General features: G+C 70.2%; 14 protein-coding genes. 8 read left to right on the top strand and 6 right to left on the bottom strand.

The features are described from left to right. Positions 1-140 precede the first annotated feature (140 nt). Genes QOM21_RS35305 through sbnA form a run of 4 tightly spaced genes read right to left on the bottom strand, consistent with a single transcriptional unit; the run spans position 141 to position 5,239 of the window. A complete protein-coding gene (locus tag QOM21_RS35305) occupies positions 141-1,352 on the bottom strand; it encodes a trans-sulfuration enzyme family protein (protein ID WP_407555169.1) in 1,212 nt (403 codons plus the stop codon). Further along, positions 1,349-3,268 carry an FAD/NAD(P)-binding protein gene (locus QOM21_RS35300; RefSeq protein WP_407555168.1) on the bottom strand — a complete coding sequence of 640 codons (1,920 nt, stop codon included), beginning with the start codon at positions 3,266-3,268 and terminating at the stop codon, positions 1,349-1,351. Before QOM21_RS35300 ends, QOM21_RS35305 begins: the two co-directional genes overlap by 4 nt. Further along, entirely contained in the window at positions 3,262-4,263 is a 1,002-nt protein-coding gene (gene sbnB / locus QOM21_RS35295) for a 2,3-diaminopropionate biosynthesis protein SbnB (RefSeq protein ID WP_407555167.1), read from the bottom strand. The genes QOM21_RS35300 and sbnB overlap by 7 nt, the downstream gene beginning before the upstream one ends. 16 nt (positions 4,264-4,279) lie before the next feature. Then, positions 4,280-5,239 (bottom strand): 2,3-diaminopropionate biosynthesis protein SbnA, encoded by a 960-nt coding sequence (gene sbnA / locus QOM21_RS35290; RefSeq protein WP_407555166.1) that lies wholly within the window; start codon positions 5,237-5,239, stop codon positions 4,280-4,282. A gap of 500 nt (positions 5,240-5,739) precedes the next feature. Between sbnA and QOM21_RS35285 the strand changes: the two genes are divergently transcribed. Further along, the gene (locus QOM21_RS35285; protein ID WP_407555165.1) at positions 5,740-6,543 is read left to right on the top strand and encodes a VOC family protein; all 804 of its coding nucleotides are present in this window, start codon (positions 5,740-5,742) and stop codon (positions 6,541-6,543) included. Positions 6,544-6,747: 204 nt separating this feature from the next. On the opposite strand, the gene QOM21_RS35280 is transcribed toward QOM21_RS35285, so the two are convergent. Continuing rightward, positions 6,748-7,764: an Lrp/AsnC family transcriptional regulator gene (locus QOM21_RS35280; RefSeq protein ID WP_407555164.1), complete on the bottom strand. Its 1,017-nt coding sequence runs from the start codon at positions 7,762-7,764 to the stop codon at positions 6,748-6,750. A gap of 182 nt (positions 7,765-7,946) precedes the next feature. Between QOM21_RS35280 and QOM21_RS35275 the strand changes: the two genes are divergently transcribed. Together QOM21_RS35275 and QOM21_RS35270 are read left to right on the top strand one after the other, a co-directional pair. After that, positions 7,947-9,326 (top strand): MFS transporter, encoded by a 1,380-nt coding sequence (locus tag QOM21_RS35275; protein ID WP_407555163.1) that lies wholly within the window; start codon positions 7,947-7,949, stop codon positions 9,324-9,326. Continuing rightward, the gene (locus tag QOM21_RS35270) at positions 9,323-10,558 is read left to right on the top strand and encodes an amidohydrolase (protein ID WP_407555162.1); all 1,236 of its coding nucleotides are present in this window, start codon (positions 9,323-9,325) and stop codon (positions 10,556-10,558) included. Before QOM21_RS35275 ends, QOM21_RS35270 begins: the two co-directional genes overlap by 4 nt. Here the strand turns inward: QOM21_RS35270 and QOM21_RS35265 are convergent. After that, the gene (locus QOM21_RS35265; RefSeq protein WP_407555161.1) at positions 10,538-11,188 is read right to left on the bottom strand and encodes a TIGR03086 family metal-binding protein; all 651 of its coding nucleotides are present in this window, start codon (positions 11,186-11,188) and stop codon (positions 10,538-10,540) included. The two genes, QOM21_RS35270 and QOM21_RS35265, sit on opposite strands and share 21 nt — an antisense overlap. A gap of 51 nt (positions 11,189-11,239) precedes the next feature. Between QOM21_RS35265 and QOM21_RS35260 the strand changes: the two genes are divergently transcribed. The 5 genes from QOM21_RS35260 (at position 11,240) to QOM21_RS35240 (ending at position 15,597) form a co-directional block, all read left to right on the top strand. Continuing rightward, positions 11,240-11,683: a MarR family winged helix-turn-helix transcriptional regulator gene (locus QOM21_RS35260; protein WP_407555160.1), complete on the top strand. Its 444-nt coding sequence runs from the start codon at positions 11,240-11,242 to the stop codon at positions 11,681-11,683. Positions 11,684-11,757: 74 nt separating this feature from the next. Further along, complete coding sequence (locus tag QOM21_RS35255) at positions 11,758-12,663, top strand: LysR family transcriptional regulator (RefSeq protein ID WP_407555996.1); 906 nt, start codon at positions 11,758-11,760, stop codon at positions 12,661-12,663. A 146-nt stretch (positions 12,664-12,809) separates the two neighbouring features. Further along, positions 12,810-13,979: a CaiB/BaiF CoA transferase family protein gene (locus QOM21_RS35250; RefSeq protein ID WP_407555159.1), complete on the top strand. Its 1,170-nt coding sequence runs from the start codon at positions 12,810-12,812 to the stop codon at positions 13,977-13,979. A gap of 55 nt (positions 13,980-14,034) precedes the next feature. Next, the gene (locus QOM21_RS35245; protein ID WP_407555158.1) at positions 14,035-14,847 is read left to right on the top strand and encodes a crotonase/enoyl-CoA hydratase family protein; all 813 of its coding nucleotides are present in this window, start codon (positions 14,035-14,037) and stop codon (positions 14,845-14,847) included. A gap of 12 nt (positions 14,848-14,859) precedes the next feature. Continuing rightward, a complete protein-coding gene (locus QOM21_RS35240) occupies positions 14,860-15,597 on the top strand; it encodes an acetoacetate decarboxylase (RefSeq protein WP_407555157.1) in 738 nt (245 codons plus the stop codon). Positions 15,598-15,608 lie beyond the last annotated feature (11 nt).

Raw genomic sequence — 15,608 nt, 5'->3', positions numbered from 1 at the left:
GCGGCCGGCCGGCTGACCGGATCCGCCCGGCGCTGCCCCGGATCCGGTCGGCGGCGATGCGGTGGCCGTAGTGCCTGCGGTGCCGGCGTCACCGGCGGTACCGGCTTCCCCGGCACCGCCGGCGTTGGTGGTGTCAGAACTCAAGATTCGTCCTTAGCGGCGCGTTCCAATGCCTGCTCCAGGTCGGCCACGAGGTCGGTCGGACTCTCGAGACCTATGGACAGCCGCAGCATGTCCTTGGGAGAAGTGCTGTCTGGTCCCTCAAAGGTGTATCGGTGTTCAATCAGACTTTCCACCCCGCCCAAGGACGTGGCGCGAATGAACAGTTCGCAGTGTTCGGCCGCGCGCAGGGAGCGCTGCCACGGCCCGGCGACGTGCAGGGAGAGCATCCCGCTGTAGCCGCCGGTCATCTGCCGGGAGGCGACCTCGTGACCGGGGTCGGTGGGCAGGCCGGGGTACGCCACGCGGCTGACCATGGGGTGTTCGGCGAAGTGCTCGGCGACCTCCATGGCCGTGGCCGAAATCTGACGCATCCGCGGATAGAGCGTGCGGATGCCGCGCATCAGCAGATACGTCTCCCAGGGGCCGAGGATCGGGCCCGTGAGGCGCCGGTGCAGACGCAGCCGCTCCCAGAGGGGCTGAAGAGCCTCGCGGTCTCCGGCGTGCTCCGGCGCGGCCACCAGGAAGCCGGCCACGACGTCGGTATGGCCGTTGAGGTACTTCGTGCCGGAATGCATGATCAGGTCGGCGCCCAGCTCGAAGGGCCGGGTGTGCACCGGGGTCGGGACGGTGTTGTCCACGCCGAACAGCGCGCCCGCGCGGTGCGCGATCTCGGCGCACGCCGCCAGGTCCGTCACCAGCCAGGTGGGGTTCGCCGGGGATTCCGCCCACAGCAGCGCGGTCGGCGCCGCCTCCACCGCGGATGCCACCGCGTCCAGGTCGTTCATGGGAACGCGGACGACCTCAAGGCCGCGCTGTGCCCCGAACTCCAGCAGCCACTTCGTGAGCCCGAAGTACATCGTCTGCGGAACCACCACGCGGGCCCCGGCGGGCAGGACCTGGAAGACGGCGGTGGCGGCAGCCATGCCGGACGAGAACACCAGCGCGTCGGCGCCGCCTTCCAGGCCCGCGACCACGTCCTCGACCTGCTCGTAGCCGGGCGTTCCCTGATCGCGCAGATAGGCGAAGCCCGCGGGGGTGCGGTAGCGGTCGTCCCGGGCGAAGGTCGCGCCCAGCCCGATCGGGGGCGGCACGGCTCCGGTGGTCGGGCAGCGCCAGCCGTCGCCCTGGGCGGCGCGGGTCTCGGGACGGTAGTCCCGGGTCCAAGGGGTAAAGGTCTCGCGGTTGCTCATGATGTCCTCGCGGGAAGGGCGGGCAGGGCGGTACGGAGAGCGAGTTCGGCGTCCTTCAGCGCGCGGGAAGGTGCGCCGGGTGACGGAACGTAGTGGTTGTAGTAGCTGGAGCCTTCGGTGTGCGGTCCGAGGAAGAACAGCCCGGTCTGCACGTCCCCGGAGGAACCGATGCCCCGGCCTTCCCGGGTGACATGCAGTCCGGGGATCCGGGTGCCGCGGCTCGCCATGGTGGAGACGCGGCCCGCGGCGACGAGCCTGCCGAGCAGGGAGGCGGGCAACCGGTCGGCGCCGGGCTCGGCGAGATGGGCGAGGACGACGTGGTCGACCTCGACGCGCTCGGGGCGGGCGAGGCAGGTGGATTCCAGACGCCAGGGCCCTTGTCCGCTGGGCGCGGTGACCTTGGGCCGAGGCCCTGGGCCGACCCGGAGCACCCCTGCGTCCAGCAGGGAGAGCAGTTCCACCGACCGGTCCAATTGGGGGCCGATCACCAGGCGGTTGACCGTGGCGGCGAACTCGCCGAAGAAGTAGTCCAGCGAGGGATCGTCGACGCCCGGGGCATCGACGACGGACCGGAGAGCGTCGCGGTGGTCCCGCAGCACCTCCAGGGCTTCCTTGACCGGGCTCACGCCCAGCCCGTCCCTGGCCTCGGCGAGGTCCATCCCGATCTGCAGGGTGAACCACTCGGCGTAGTCACCCTGTTCAGGCCACTGCCGGTCGGTGAGCTGGTCGGTGAGGACACCGTGCAGCGGGAAGGGGCCGTGCTCCGCACGCAGCTCGGCCAGCAGACCGTCGCAGCCTGACTCGGCCACACGGCGGGCGAACTCGGCGCCCACGCCGAGGATGTCGTCACATCTGCGGCCCAACAGCGTGCGGTAGTAGGCCAGTTCCATCTCGACCTCGACCAAGGACAGGACGTCCTCGGCAAAGTTGATCCGGCCGTCGGCGCGCCGTTCACGCAGTTCCTGGATCCGGTCGGGCGTCAGCGAGAGGGGCACGAAGCGGGCCCGCCCGGGGTGGAGAACGGGCCGGCTGCGCGACGGCAAGCCGGAGCGGTTGGCCAGCACGATCAGCGGCTCCTCGCCGCTGGGTATGAAGCGCAGCCCGCCCTCTTCGGCCGGCTCGTGCCTCCCGCCTCGGCCCAGGGTCAGCGAGGCGATGACGTCCATGGCGGTCAGCCCCATGCCCAGTACCGCGACACGGTCGCCCGGCGCGATGGCGTCCAGGGCCGTGGGCAGCGGGTACGGGCGGGTGATCAGCCGTGGCTCGTGCGGCGGCTCGGCAGGCAGATACAGGGAGTGGTGCCCGACGGTGACGAAGGCCGCGTCGGCGTGCACCCGGCCCCCGTCGTCGAGGACGACGATCTCCCCGCCACCGGGGGCCGGCCGCACGTCGCGGGCGGTGGTGGCGTGGCGTACGAGCGTGAAGCAGGAGGGCGCCGCCGCGACGATCCGCTGTGCGGCCCAGAGCAGATACTCGCTGAGCAGCCGACGGGGCAGGAAGTCGTTGGGCCGGATCTCCCGACCGTCCGACGCCCCCTCCCCCGCCCGCTCCTCGCGCACGGTGTATCCGTCGGCCGCCAGGCGTAAGCCCCTTGCGCGACACCACTCGTAGAGGGACGGGCCGTCCACGCGGGCGGGTCCTTCGACCATCTCTTCGTCCGCGAAAGCGGTGATCTGGGTGCAGACGGTGTTCAGCAGGAGGTGGTCGGGCTGGTCGTCGAGGTGGAATCCGGGGCCCAGGGGCCTTGGGTCCACCAGATGGACGGTGACCGGAAAGGGATCCGCCAGACAGTGGCTGACCAGGCGCTCGATGATGCCGAGGCCGCGTGAACCGGCGCCGACGACGGCGAGGGTGGTGTGCCGCCCGCCGGGCGGCGCGGTCGGTACGGCCGCCGCCGGGGACTGTGTGGTCACCATCGCCGCGTCTCCCCGAAGAACTGGGGAATCGCGATGGCGGTGCCGGCCTCGCGCGCCTGCTGCAGTACGTACGCGCCCACCGCGAGGTCGAGTACGCCGAGTCCGAACGGCGAGAAGATCACCGGGCGGTCGGCGGCCACCGACACATCGCCGTTGAGGACTCCGGCGAGCGTTCCGGTCACGAAGTCCCGTGAGCCGGTGAGCTGTTCGGCCAGGTGGGGCGAGGTGTTGGCCTTCATGCAGTGGTCCACGTCGTCGAAGATGTTCTCCGCCGCCAGCACCACCTCGGGGGTCAGGTCCCGCAGCGAGACGTTCAGCACGACCTGGCCGGGCTTGAACGGAGTGGTGACGTACGGCTCCAGCGCGGTCGTGGCGAAGACCACGGTCTCCGCCTCCAGCGCGGTGCCGAGGTCGTCGGTGAAGGAGGCGGCACGCTGCTGCGTGGTGCGCAGATGCTCCACGAGTGCCTGTCCCGACTCCTGGTGGAGGTCGTGTACGAGGTAGGCGTCGGGCGCGCAGCCCGCGGCGTGCAGGTAGTCGCAGATGTTCCGGGCGATGACGCCGCCGCCCACGACGGCGATACGGGTCCCGGCGAAGCCGCCCGGGCGTAGCGCGGTCGCAGCGACGGCGGCGGAGGCTGCCGTGCGGGCGGCGCTGATGTTCGCGGCCTCCAGGCAGGCGACCGGGTAACCCGTCTCGTAGTCGTTGAGGATCAGCACGGCCGAGGCGCGGGGGTTTCCCGCCTCGGTGTTCTTGGGGAAGCTGGCGATCCACTTGATGCCGGCGAGCTGGACATCGGCGCCGAGGTAGGCGGGCAGCGCGATGATCCGGGAGTCGGGCTTCTCGGGAAAGCGGAGGAAGTAGGAATCCGGATTGATGGATTCCCCTGCCTCATGGCTGCGATAGGCATCGCTGACGATACCGAGTACCTCGGCACGTCTGCTGCTGAGCACGTCGCGAACGGTCTCGCCCGCCACCACATCGAAGTCGAACACGTTTCTATTCCTCTCCTCAGGCCCGGGCTCGGACCCGAGAAATTTCCGAGATCTTTCGGTACTCGTTCTCGGGCCACCGTTCGGCCACCCATGCGTCGTTGTAGATGGTTTCCAGATAGCGTTCGCCGAAGTCCGGCGAGATGGCCACCACGACGCTTCCTTCAGGAATGTCCTTGGCTTTTTCGCTGACCGCGGCGAGAACCGTTCCTGACGATCCGCCGAGCAGCAGCCCGCGCTCTTCGGCGAGCGCTCTGCACATTTCCACGGCATCGACCTCGGAGATGTGGACGACCTCGTCTATCAACGCCTCATCCAGGATTTCCGGCCGTCGGCTGGTGCCCAGACCCGGTATATGGCGCCGGCTCGGAGCGCCGCCGAACGACACCGATCCGACGGAATCCACCGCGATGATCCGGGTGTCGGGGCTGTGCTGCCGGAAGAACTCCGCACAGCCCATCAGGGTCCCGGTCGTGCCCGCCCCGATGAAGACGTGGTCGACGTGGCCGACCTCCTCGAAGATGGACCGCCCCGTGCGTTCCCGGTGGGCCTGTGGGCCGGCCGGGTTCGCGTACTGGTTGAGCCAGTAGGTGTCGGGCTCGCGCCGCAGACGCTCGCCGATGTAGTCGATGCGGGACTGCAGGAAGCCGCCGTTGCCGTCCCGCAGGTCGATCACCACGACCTCGGCCCCCAGCGCCTTCATCAGGCGCACCGACTGGGCGTTGGCATTCGGGTCCGTCACACAGGTGAGGTGATATCCCTTTGCCGCGCAGACCATGGCGAGCGCCACACCGAGATTTCCCGATGTCGATTCGATCAGCCGGGTGCGCGGGAAATCGCGGCCCGATTCCTCGGCCTGGGAAACCAGAGCCACGGCGGTCTTGAGTTTGACGGATCCTGCCGGATTGAGACCCTCGAGTTTGAGGAAGACAGAGCTCCCCGGCGCCAGATGATCGGCCCGGATGAACAAGTCATCCATCACCAGATCGTAGACTTCTTCCGCTATCACTGAAATCTAACCCCGTTGATTGTGGGCACGCAGACGCGCGACGCGCGCAGAGATTGCGAGAGCCCATGATTGCGACACCTACGCTGGTCGGGCGCAGGCATGCAGAAGAGATCGCGTCTCCCCCCGTTGCCGTCAATGTGTCCCCCGAGATGACGACTCCGTTGAAGAGTGCCATAGAGGTACGCGCTTGTCGAGAAATATCTCGACGGGATGGTTAAGAATGCAACATTCCGGATTTCGGTTCCGTGTTCCACCGCCTATTTTGCGCGGCCCGATAACTGGAAGGTCAGATTCATTCGCCAAAATGTCACGGGGATGCCGTCGGCCCGGGGCCACGGGTGGCCGCCCGATCCGACGGTCTCCGGTTGGCCGCACCCAAACGGCTGCCGCGTACGGCCTCCAGGAATGGCGAGGCGAACCGCCGGGCAAAGGTGGACGTCGGAACGACCCACCGCCACGGAGGCCCCGTCATGCCCGATGCCACCGGTCCCTACCCACCCGGCACCCCCTGCTGGGTCGATCTCATGGTCCCCGACCAGCAGGCCGCTCTGGACTTCTACCGTGACCTCTTCGGCTGGCAGGCAGAGGTCGGACCGCCCGAGACAGGGGGCTACGCGGTCTGCACCATGGACGGCAAACCGGTCGCCGGCATCATGGCCGCGATGAACCCGGACGGCAGCCGGCCCGACCCCATGCCGCCGCCCGTGTGGACCACCTACCTCGCCACCGCCGACGTGGACGCCACCGAGACCGCGATCACCTCGGGCGGCGGCCAGGTGCAGATGCCGGGCATGGATGTGCAACAGCTCGGCCGGATGGCCATCGTGAGCGACCCCACGGGCGCCGTCTTCGGCCTCTGGCAGGGGCGGGACTTCCATGGCGCCGGCGTCGTCAACGAACCCGGCGCGATCATCTGGAACGAGCTCAACACCAGCGACCCCGACACCGCGTCGTCCTTCTACGCCGCCGCACTCGGCCTCCAGGCCACGCCCATGGAAGGCGCGGGAGGCTACTTCTCGCTCTCGGCGGGCGGCCGCATGGTCGGCGGCATGCAGAACCTCGACGGGATCGAGGTGCCGCCGGGCACCCCCTCGCACTGGCTGACGTACTTCTCCGTCGACGACACCGACAGCACCGTCGACGCGTTGGTCCGGGCCGGCGGCAACGTCCTCAAGCCGCCCTTCGACATGATGGCGGGCCGGATGGCCGTCCTGCAGGATCCGCAGGGCGGGGTCTTCGCGGTCATCAACCAGACGGGACCGGCCGCTTCCTGAACCGGGAAGAGCAGCCGTCCGCGACGCTCGGCACCATGCCGCACGTCGCGGACGGCCCTGGATGCGTCCTGGCGACACGAACCGCCCTCTCGTGACCTTCGCCCCGAACACTCAACTGACCTGGGCGGTAAGGGGTTTCACTAGCTCTTCTCAGCCCCCACGCTGGGCCGGAAGAAGGCTGCAGGCAGTTCGTCGCCTCGCCCCCTACCAGGGGGAGATCGGCTGCACGCCGATCCGGCGTCCCTCGTCGTCGAGGAGGTGGCCCATGCGTTTGGCCGTGTGCAGGCCGACGATGCGGTCGGTGACCGTGAGGGTGGGCAGGCGGGCGCACAGGGCCGTCTCGCGCCGCTGGATGTCACCGAGGTCGTGCACCCAGAGCGTGGCGAAGATGTTGGCGGGGCCGGTCACGGCGGCGACCAGACGGCAATCGGGCAGGGCGGCGAAGGCCCGGTGGATGGTGCCGATGTCCCGCGCGGGCACCTGGCCGAGCAGGGAGACCGGGACGGGATGCCCGGCGAGTGCGGTGGCGACGTCACAGCGGAAGGTCAGGATCGCGGAGTCCTCCAGACGGCGCAGCCGGCGGCGGACGGTGGCCGGGCTGGTGGCCGTACGCGTGGCGAGTTCGGCCAGACCGAGGCGGCCGTCGCGAACCAGCTCGTCGACCAGGGCGCGGTCGACGGCATCGAGCGTGAGGGTGCGGACCGGCTCCCGCGCCGCCGCCGAACCGGCGAGCGCCGTCAACTGGGCGGGGTCCAGGGATCGCAGGCGCCAGCGGCTGCCCTCGACGTAGAGCGACGTGGCGAACAGGCAGCTCACCGAGACGATGCCGGGCAGCCGGTCCAGCCTCTCCTGGAGGAATCTGCTGAGTGAGGCCAGATCGGGGGCGAGCACATCGAGGAGCAGGTCGGCGCTGCCGGATCCGGTCAGCTCGATCGTCACCGCTTCGGGAAGCGCGCACAGCCGCGTCATCAGCCGGGACCGGTCCTGGGGGAGGCAGCGCAGCAGCACGAAGGCCGTACAGCGGTTGCGGGTGAACTCGCGGCCGGGCGCGGCGTACACCCAGGCGAGCCCTTCTCCGGTCAGCCGCTCCCAGCGCCGCGCCAGCGTTCCGGCGGTCACCCCGAGCAGCGGCGACAGCTCCGACCACGAGGCCCGGGGACGCAGCTGGAGCGCGTTCACCAGAGCGAGGTCGAGTTCGCTTGCGGTGACCGTTTCTCGCATCAGAAGCACTCCATGTGCAGGAATCCATGAATATTCGGGGCCGTCCGTACCTCGGCCCGCACAGTAGCCACCATTCGGTTTCGGCCACCAGACGATCCAGAGGTGAAGCTGTGCCCACACGCATATCGGGAACGGGGCGGGGGCCCGGGGCGCCGAGCGCCGGGCCGGGGATGCTCGCGACGATGGCGGTCGTCATCCTGTTCAGCGGCATCGTCCAGGGCTATCTGACGCCGTTGCTGCCGGAGGTCGGCCTGCGCCTGGACATCGACACCGTGGGGCAGAACAACATCTACCTGCTGTCCCAGCTGGCCTTCGCGGTGATGACGCCGCTGCTCTCCCGGCTCGGTGACCTCTACGGGCACCGCAAGGTCCTGCGGGTTGCCCTGGCGATGGTGGCCGGTGGCTCGCTCCTGATCGCCGTTCGGCCCTCCCCCGTGACCCTCGCCGTCGGCGTCGTACTACAGGGCGCCCTGGTGGGCTTCTTCCCGCTCCTCGTGGGCATCCTCCGCTCCCGCGCCCCCGAACGGAACCGGACCGGAATCTCCCTCCTCGTGGGCGTTCTGCTCATCGCGATCGGCGTGGGCGGTCTCGTGGCCGGCGCGCTGAGCGAGCGTCACGCGGAGGCGGGACTGTGGACGGCTGTCCCGTTCGCCGTTCTCGCGCTGATCGCGGGGATCATCCTGCCCGACAGCGACGCACCGCGCGGCGGGCGCTTCCACTACCCGGCGGCGGCACTGCTCACCGCGGGCCTGGTGGCGCTCGTCCTGCTCCTCGCGCAGGGCGGTACGTGGGGCTGGGGCGCGCCGCGCACTCTCGCTCTCGCCGTCGCGGCGGTCGCCGCCCTCACGGCGTGGGTGGCGGTCGAACGGCGGTCGGCTCACCCTCTGGTCAGCGTGCGGCTGCTGAGCAATCCGCGGCTCGCGGTGGTCAGCGGTTACACGTTCTGCGCGGCGTTCGGCACGATCGGCTTCCTCGGCGCGAACGCACTGTTCCTGGGCTCCTCACGCTCCGCGACCGGCTACGGCATGAGTCTGGGGCCGCAGGCCATCGCCACCATCTCGCTGGCCATGGTGACCGCGGGTTTCGCCGGTTCCGCGCTGACCCCGCGCCTCGCTCGGCGCCTGGGCGACCGCCTGGTTCTCGCCTCCGGCGGCGCTCTGATCGCACTGGGCTTCCTGGGGATGGTCCTCTTCCACGACACCCTCGCGCAGTACGTGGCCTCCGCCCTCGTCGTGGGGCTGGCGACCGGGCTCTTCGAGTCGATCACCCGGACCCTTTCGGCGGAGGTCGTCGAGGAGCGGGAGACCGCCCTCGCCGTCGGCCTCAACGAACTGGCCCTCTCCCTCGGCGCCGCCATGGGCGCCGCCGTGATCGGCGCGTTCTTCGCGGCCAACTCCTCGCGCGGCAGCGCACTCATCGCGGAGTCCGGCTACCTGTGGGGCTGGGGGGCGTGCGCCTGCGCGGCGGCCGTCGGCGTGGCGCTCGCGCTGCGCTACCGCAGCCCGCATGCGGCGGTCGCGACGTACTCACCGCAGCCGACACAGAGTGGAGAACTCGCATGACGTACACCCGGGGCGTGCACCGGACGGTGACCGAAGCCGTGCGGACCTGGAGCGGGCAGCTCGTGGCCCTCAGCCACGGCCTGCACGACGAACCCGAGACCGCTCTCCAGGAGCATCGCGCGGCCGCACGGGTCGCCGGCCTCCTGGAGTCGGCCGGCTTCACCGTCACCCGCGGCGTCGCCGACCTGCCCACCGCCCTCGTCGCCACCCGCGGAACCGGCGACCTCGTCATCGGATTCTGCGCCGAGTACGACGCCCTGCCCGGCATAGGTCACGCCTGCGGGCACAACGTCAACGGAGCCGCGGCCGTCGGCGCCGCGCTGGCACTTGCCGCCGCCGCGGACGAACTCGGCCTGACGGTCAAGCTGATCGGCACTCCCGCGGAGGAGGACTACGGCGGGAAGGTGCACCTCCTCGACGCCGGGGTCTTCGACGATGTGGCCGCCGCGATGATGGTGCACGCCGCCCCCGACGACAGCATCGGCGCCTCCTCGCTGGCCATCGGCTCCTGGGACGTCACCTTCCGCGGCAAGCCCTCGCACGCCGCGCTCGCCCCCTGGGAAGGCGTCAACGCCCTCGACGCGATGACGGTCGCCCATACCGCCCTCGGACTGCTCCGCCAGCAACTGCCGCCCGGCGTGATCGTGCACGGGATCGTCACCGACGGCGGCCAGGCCGTCAACGTCATCCCGGCCCGTACGTCCGCACGCTGCGAGGTCAGGGCGCTGGACACCGAACAGCTCGCAGCGGCCTGGCTGCGGGTGCGCGCCTGCTTCGAGGCGGGGGCTCTCGCCACCGGGGCCGAACTCGAACTCCGCTGTCACGGAAGGGACTTCGCCGATCTCCGCCAAGATCCGGACATGACGTCGGCGTACGCGGCCGCGCTCGGCGAACTGGGCCGCACGGCGACCTCCCGGCAGGGCGAGACGATGGCCTCCACGGACATGGGCAACGTCTCCCAGCTCATCCCCACGATCCATCCCACCATCGGCTACGACACGGGCGGCGCCAGGCAGCACACGCCCGAGTTCACCGCGTACGGCAAGAGCCCGGGCGCCGACCGGGCGGTGCTCGACGGGGCGACCGCGCTGGCCTTGACCGGTGCCGATCTGGCGATGTCACCGGACCGGCGGACGAGGCTGCTCGACGGGGTGCGCCGGCGGCAACGGAGCCGGCCGGTGGCCGACGAGAGGTCGGGCGGGCGCTCTGCTTCACTCCGGCCAGGCGGGTGACCTGCCGAGGAGGGTGAGGATCTCTTCCAACGGGGTGCCGTGAGAGTGCGGGATCCGGGGAGCGAAGGCGGCGGCCGGAGCGGTGCGGGAGGGGCCGTCGGGAACCGCGCGGGCCACGGCGAGCGCGGCATCGAGCAGGCGGGGGCCGAAGTCCACCGTGGCATCCAGGCTTCGGGCCACGTCCCAGGAGTGGACGACGTAGTCGACGAGGTGGAAACCGATGGCCCGGGCAGCGCGGAAGGAACGCTCGGCGTCGATCTCCGGCAGGCGGAAGTGCCCGTCCAGGACGCCGGCTTCGGCGAAGGCTGCCAGGACCCGCTCGGCCGAACACCGGTAGGCGCTCACGGGGTCGTGTTCGCCGGTCCGCGGCCGCCACGGCTCAAGGCCGCTCTCGCCGCGAGCCGCCGCCGCGAAGCCGTAGTGCTGAGCGGTCATATGGGCCAGCAGGTCGCGCAGCGTCCATCCGGCGCACGGGGTCGCCCGGTCCAGGTCCGCCGGCGTCACCCGCGCCACCACCTCAAGGCTGGTGCGGACGGCGTCGGCATCGAGCGCGCGGACCTCTTCCCCCGTCGGGGGTGCTGCGGCATCCCGCGAGGCGCCGCTCGCGGCTCGGAGGCAATTAGTAGGCATGCACCTATGATCTGTCTCAGCATATGATCTGTCAACGAGTATCGTGACGCCATGACCGCCGACGACAGGAGCCGCGATCTCGCCGCGATGCTCCAGCCATTGCTCCGCTCCTTGATCGAGGCAGAGCGTCCGGTCCTTGCCGAGCACGACATCTCCATGTGGGGTTACGCGGTGCTCGGCGCCCTCGACAGCAGCCCGATCCGCACTCAGGCGGCACTGTCCGAGGCCATCGGCGCGGACAAGACGCGCATCATCACCACCCTGGACAAGCTCCAGGCGGCCGGGCTCATCACCCGGGTGCCGGACGCGGCCGACCGGCGCGTGCGGCTGCTGTCCATCACCGACGACGGCCTCAGGGTCCACCGCTCGGTACGCGACGCCATCCGCGTGGCCGAGGACCGCATCCTCGCCCCACTCCCGGCGACGGACCGCCGCGGCTTCCTGCGCGCACTGCACGCCTTGACCGACTCGACACGCGACCGGCGCTCCGAGTGACACGCGGAGCGCGTACGCGGGCCCCCTCGTCCAGGAAAGGCGGCCTCGGCCCCAGGTAGTGTGAGCGTGTGGACATGCTGCACTTGCGCTACTTCGTAGCGGTTGCCGAAGAGTTGAATTTCTCCCAAGCGGCGCGCAAGTTGCATATGGCGGCCTCCCCTCTGAGTCAGCGGATCAAGGACCTTGAGCGCGAGCTGGACCAGCCCCTCTTCGACCGCACCACGCACCACGTCGCCCTGACCCCGGCCGGCGCCGCCTTGCTGCCGATGGCGCGCGACGTCCTCGAACGCGTCAACTCCATTCCCTGGCGCCTGCGGGAGGCCGTCCGGCCGGCGCGCGTCACCCTGCTCATCGGGATGCCCTCCGGAGTGCATCCCGACCTCCGCGCGCGGGTGCGGGAGCTGGCCGAAGCCTGCGAGGAAACCTACGAGCTCAAGCGCTGGCCCGGCCGCTCCACCGGCCTCGCCGAGGCGGTCCGGGACGGGCGGCTGGCCCTCGCACTGGCCCGGCTGCCGGTCGCCGACGCCTCGCTCGGCGTCATCGAGGTCATGCGGGAACGGCTCGGGGCCGCGGTCCCCGCCGACCGTTTCGAGGGCCGCGACTCGGTCACCCTGGACGAGCTGAAGCAACTTCCCTATGTGGCCACCGCCCCCGAGGCCATGCCCGCGTACTTCGATGAAATCGATGCACGGCTGAATTCCGCGGGGCTGCGGAAGAGAATTCGCATCAACAGCTCGGACTACGCGGGAACATCGGAATTGGTATCGGGCGGCCTCGCCTTTTCCATGACGATGCTGTCCCCGGACAGTCCGATGCATCAGTACCGGCTGGAGAACGTGAAGGTGCTGCCGGTGGTGGATTTCCAGCCCGAACTGGCCACCGGGCTGCTCTACCGCAAGGTCCGGGCGGAGGCCGGCGGCGACCTCGAAGAGCTGGTGCGCGCGGCGCGACGCATCTTCGCCGAGGAACTCTTCGCCTGAGCGCGCCCGTCACGACCCGAACGAGGAATGGCATGACCACTGCGGTCATGCCATTCTTCGTTTCTTGATCGTTCTCATTCCGCGGCTTCTCACCTAACGTCGAAGACAGAAACATTCGCAGTACAGCTACTTCCGCAGGAGTGACGATGAACGGCACGGCCGAAAGCGCCAACGGCCCGCTCGACGGCGTACGGGTGATCGATCTGTCCACGGTGGTGATGGGCCCCTACGCCGCCCAGATCCTCGGAGATCTCGGCGCCGACGTCATCAAGATCGAGTCCCCGTCGGACACCGTACGGTCGGGCCGGTACCGCACCACGCCCGGAATGACACCGCTCAACCTGAACGTCAATCGCAACAAGCGCAGCGTCTCCCTGAACCTCAAGGACGACGCCGACCGTGAGCGCGCGCTGGCGCTCATCGGCACCGCCGACGTGCTGATCACCAATATGCGCCCCGGCGCCCTGGCCCGGCTCGGCCTGACCTACGCAGATCTCGCCGACCGCCACCCCGGTCTGGTCTACGCCCACGCCCAGGGCTTTCGCAGCGACTCCGACCGCGCGGGCCACGCCGCCTACGACGAAACGGTGCAGGCGTCCTCCGGTCTGGTGGACGTGGCCAACCGCGCGCTGGGCCGGCCCGTCTATCTGCCGACCATCATCGGTGACAAGGTGGCCGCGCTGACCATCGTCTACTCGGTGCTCGCCGCGATGGTGCACCGCGACCGCACCGGCCGCGGCCAGCACATCGAAGTCCCCATGACGGACACGCTCCTCGCCTTCAACCTCGTCGAGCATCTGTCCGGCCATGTCTACGAGCCGGCGGAGGGCGACACCGGATTCCCCCTGTCGATGAAGCGCGGCCACCGGGCCGTCGCGACGGCCGACGGGCTCGCCTGCATCGTGCCGTACACCCCGCAGAACTTCCGTGACGTCTTCACCGCCGCCGGCCGCCCCGACCTCGCCGAGGACCCGCGGGTGGCGGGCCCGGCCACCGAGGACGCCGATGTCGACCCGCTCCTGGAACTGGTGGCCCAGTGCGCGCCGGGCCTGACCACCGCGGAGTGGGAGGAGATCTGCGCCAAGCACAGCGTCCCCATGGCGCCGGTGCTGGAACTCGACCGGGCCGCCGATGACCCGTACGTCCGCGACGGCCACCTCCTCGACGTGGTCGAGCATCCGAGTGAGGGCCCGATCCGTTCGGTCGGCATCCCCGTGCGCTACTCCGCCACCCCCGGCTCGGTCCGGCGGCTCGCCCCGCTGCCCGGCCAGCACACCGACGAAGTCTTCGAAGAGCTCGCGGCGGACCGCAACTGACGACCCGCCATCTCGCCGCTCTTCCCACCACACCCGAACGACAAAGGACCGGGCCATGCCCAGCACACCGGACACCACCCCTGCCCAAGACCGCCCCGCGGACCCCACCCCCGAGGTCCGCACCGAGAGGATCGGCACCTCTCTCCTCATCACCCTCGACCGGCCCCGCGCCCGTAACGCGGTCAACGCGTCCGTGGCAACTCAACTCGCCAGCGCACTGGATGAGTTGACGGACGATACGACATTGCGGGTCGGCATCCTCACCGGCGCGGGAGGCACCTTCAGCGCCGGTATGGACCTCAAGGCCGCACTGGCCGGTGAGTCACCGGAGATTCCGGGCCGCGGCTTCGGCGGACTGACCGAGACAGTGGTGCCCAAGCCGCTGATCGCCGCCGTCGAGGGCTGGGCCATGGGCGGCGGCTTCGAACTCGCCCTGGCCTGCGACCTCATCATCGCCGCGGACGATGCCCGGTTCGGCTTGCCGGAGGTCAAGCGCGGCCTCATCGCGGCCGGCGGCGGGGCGATCCGGCTGCCCAAGCGGATCCCCTTCCACCTGGCCATGGAGCTGCTGCTGACCGGAGAGCCGGTCTCCGGCCGGCAGGCCGGTCGGCTCGGTATCGCCAATCGGGTCGTACCGGCCGGTGAAACGATCGCCACGGCACTGGAGTTGGCCGGACTGCTCGCGGCGAACGCCCCACTCGCCCTCGCGGCAGTGAAGAAGATCGCCCACGCCGCCGACGGCACTCCCGAGCCGGACGCCTTCGCCGCACAGCGCGACGAGATGGCCGCCCTCGCCGCATCGGCCGACGTACGCGAAGGCATGACGGCCTTCGCCGAACGCCGCGCCCCCGTCTGGCAGGGCAAGTAGGAGGAGCACCCCATGCAGCAACAGGACGTCGTCCGGCACCACGCCACTCCCCTGATCAACCCGGCGTATCCCCCGGTCGTCCCGCGCTTCACCCACCGCGAATACCTCAACATCGTCTACCGCACCGACCCCGACGCGCTGCGCGCGGTGGTCCCCGAGCCGCTGGAGATCGACGAACCGCTGGTCCGCTTCGAGGTGATGCGGATGGGCGACGTCACCGGGTACGGGCCGTACACCGAATCCGGCCAGGCGATCCCGGTCCGCCACGAGGGCGAGCGGGGCGAGTACCTGCACGCCATGTACCTCGACAACTTCGCGGCCACCGCCTCCGGGCGCGAGGCAAGTGCCTACCCGAAGACCGTCGGATCACCCGCCCTGTACGTGGACCACGGTGCGCTCGTCGGCGTCCTGGACTACGGCACGGTCCGGGTGGCGACCGCCACGATGGGCTACAAGCACCACGAGCTGGACCCCGCCGAAGCGGCCGCCCAGATCACCGTGCCGACCTACATGCTCAAGCTGGTGCCGGGCTACGACGGAGCGCCTCAGGTGGCCCAGTTGGTCCGCACGCAGATCAGCGATGTGGTCGTCAAGGGCGCCTGGACCGGCCCCGCCCGGTTGCAGCTGGGTGCGCATGCCCTGGCGCCGCTGGCCGACCTCCCGGTCCGCGAGATCGTCTCGGCGAGCCACCTCCTCACCGACCTCACGCTGGCACCGGTCGAGCCGGTGCACGACTACCTCGCGCACTGACGCCGCGCACC

The sequence above is a fragment of the Streptomyces sp. Pv4-95 genome (genome assembly GCF_045782725.1).
Taxonomy (GTDB): Bacteria; Actinomycetota; Actinomycetes; order Streptomycetales; family Streptomycetaceae; genus Streptomyces.
Note: the sequence above shows the minus strand (reverse complement) of the source record. Positions and strands in the feature narration are given on the sequence as shown.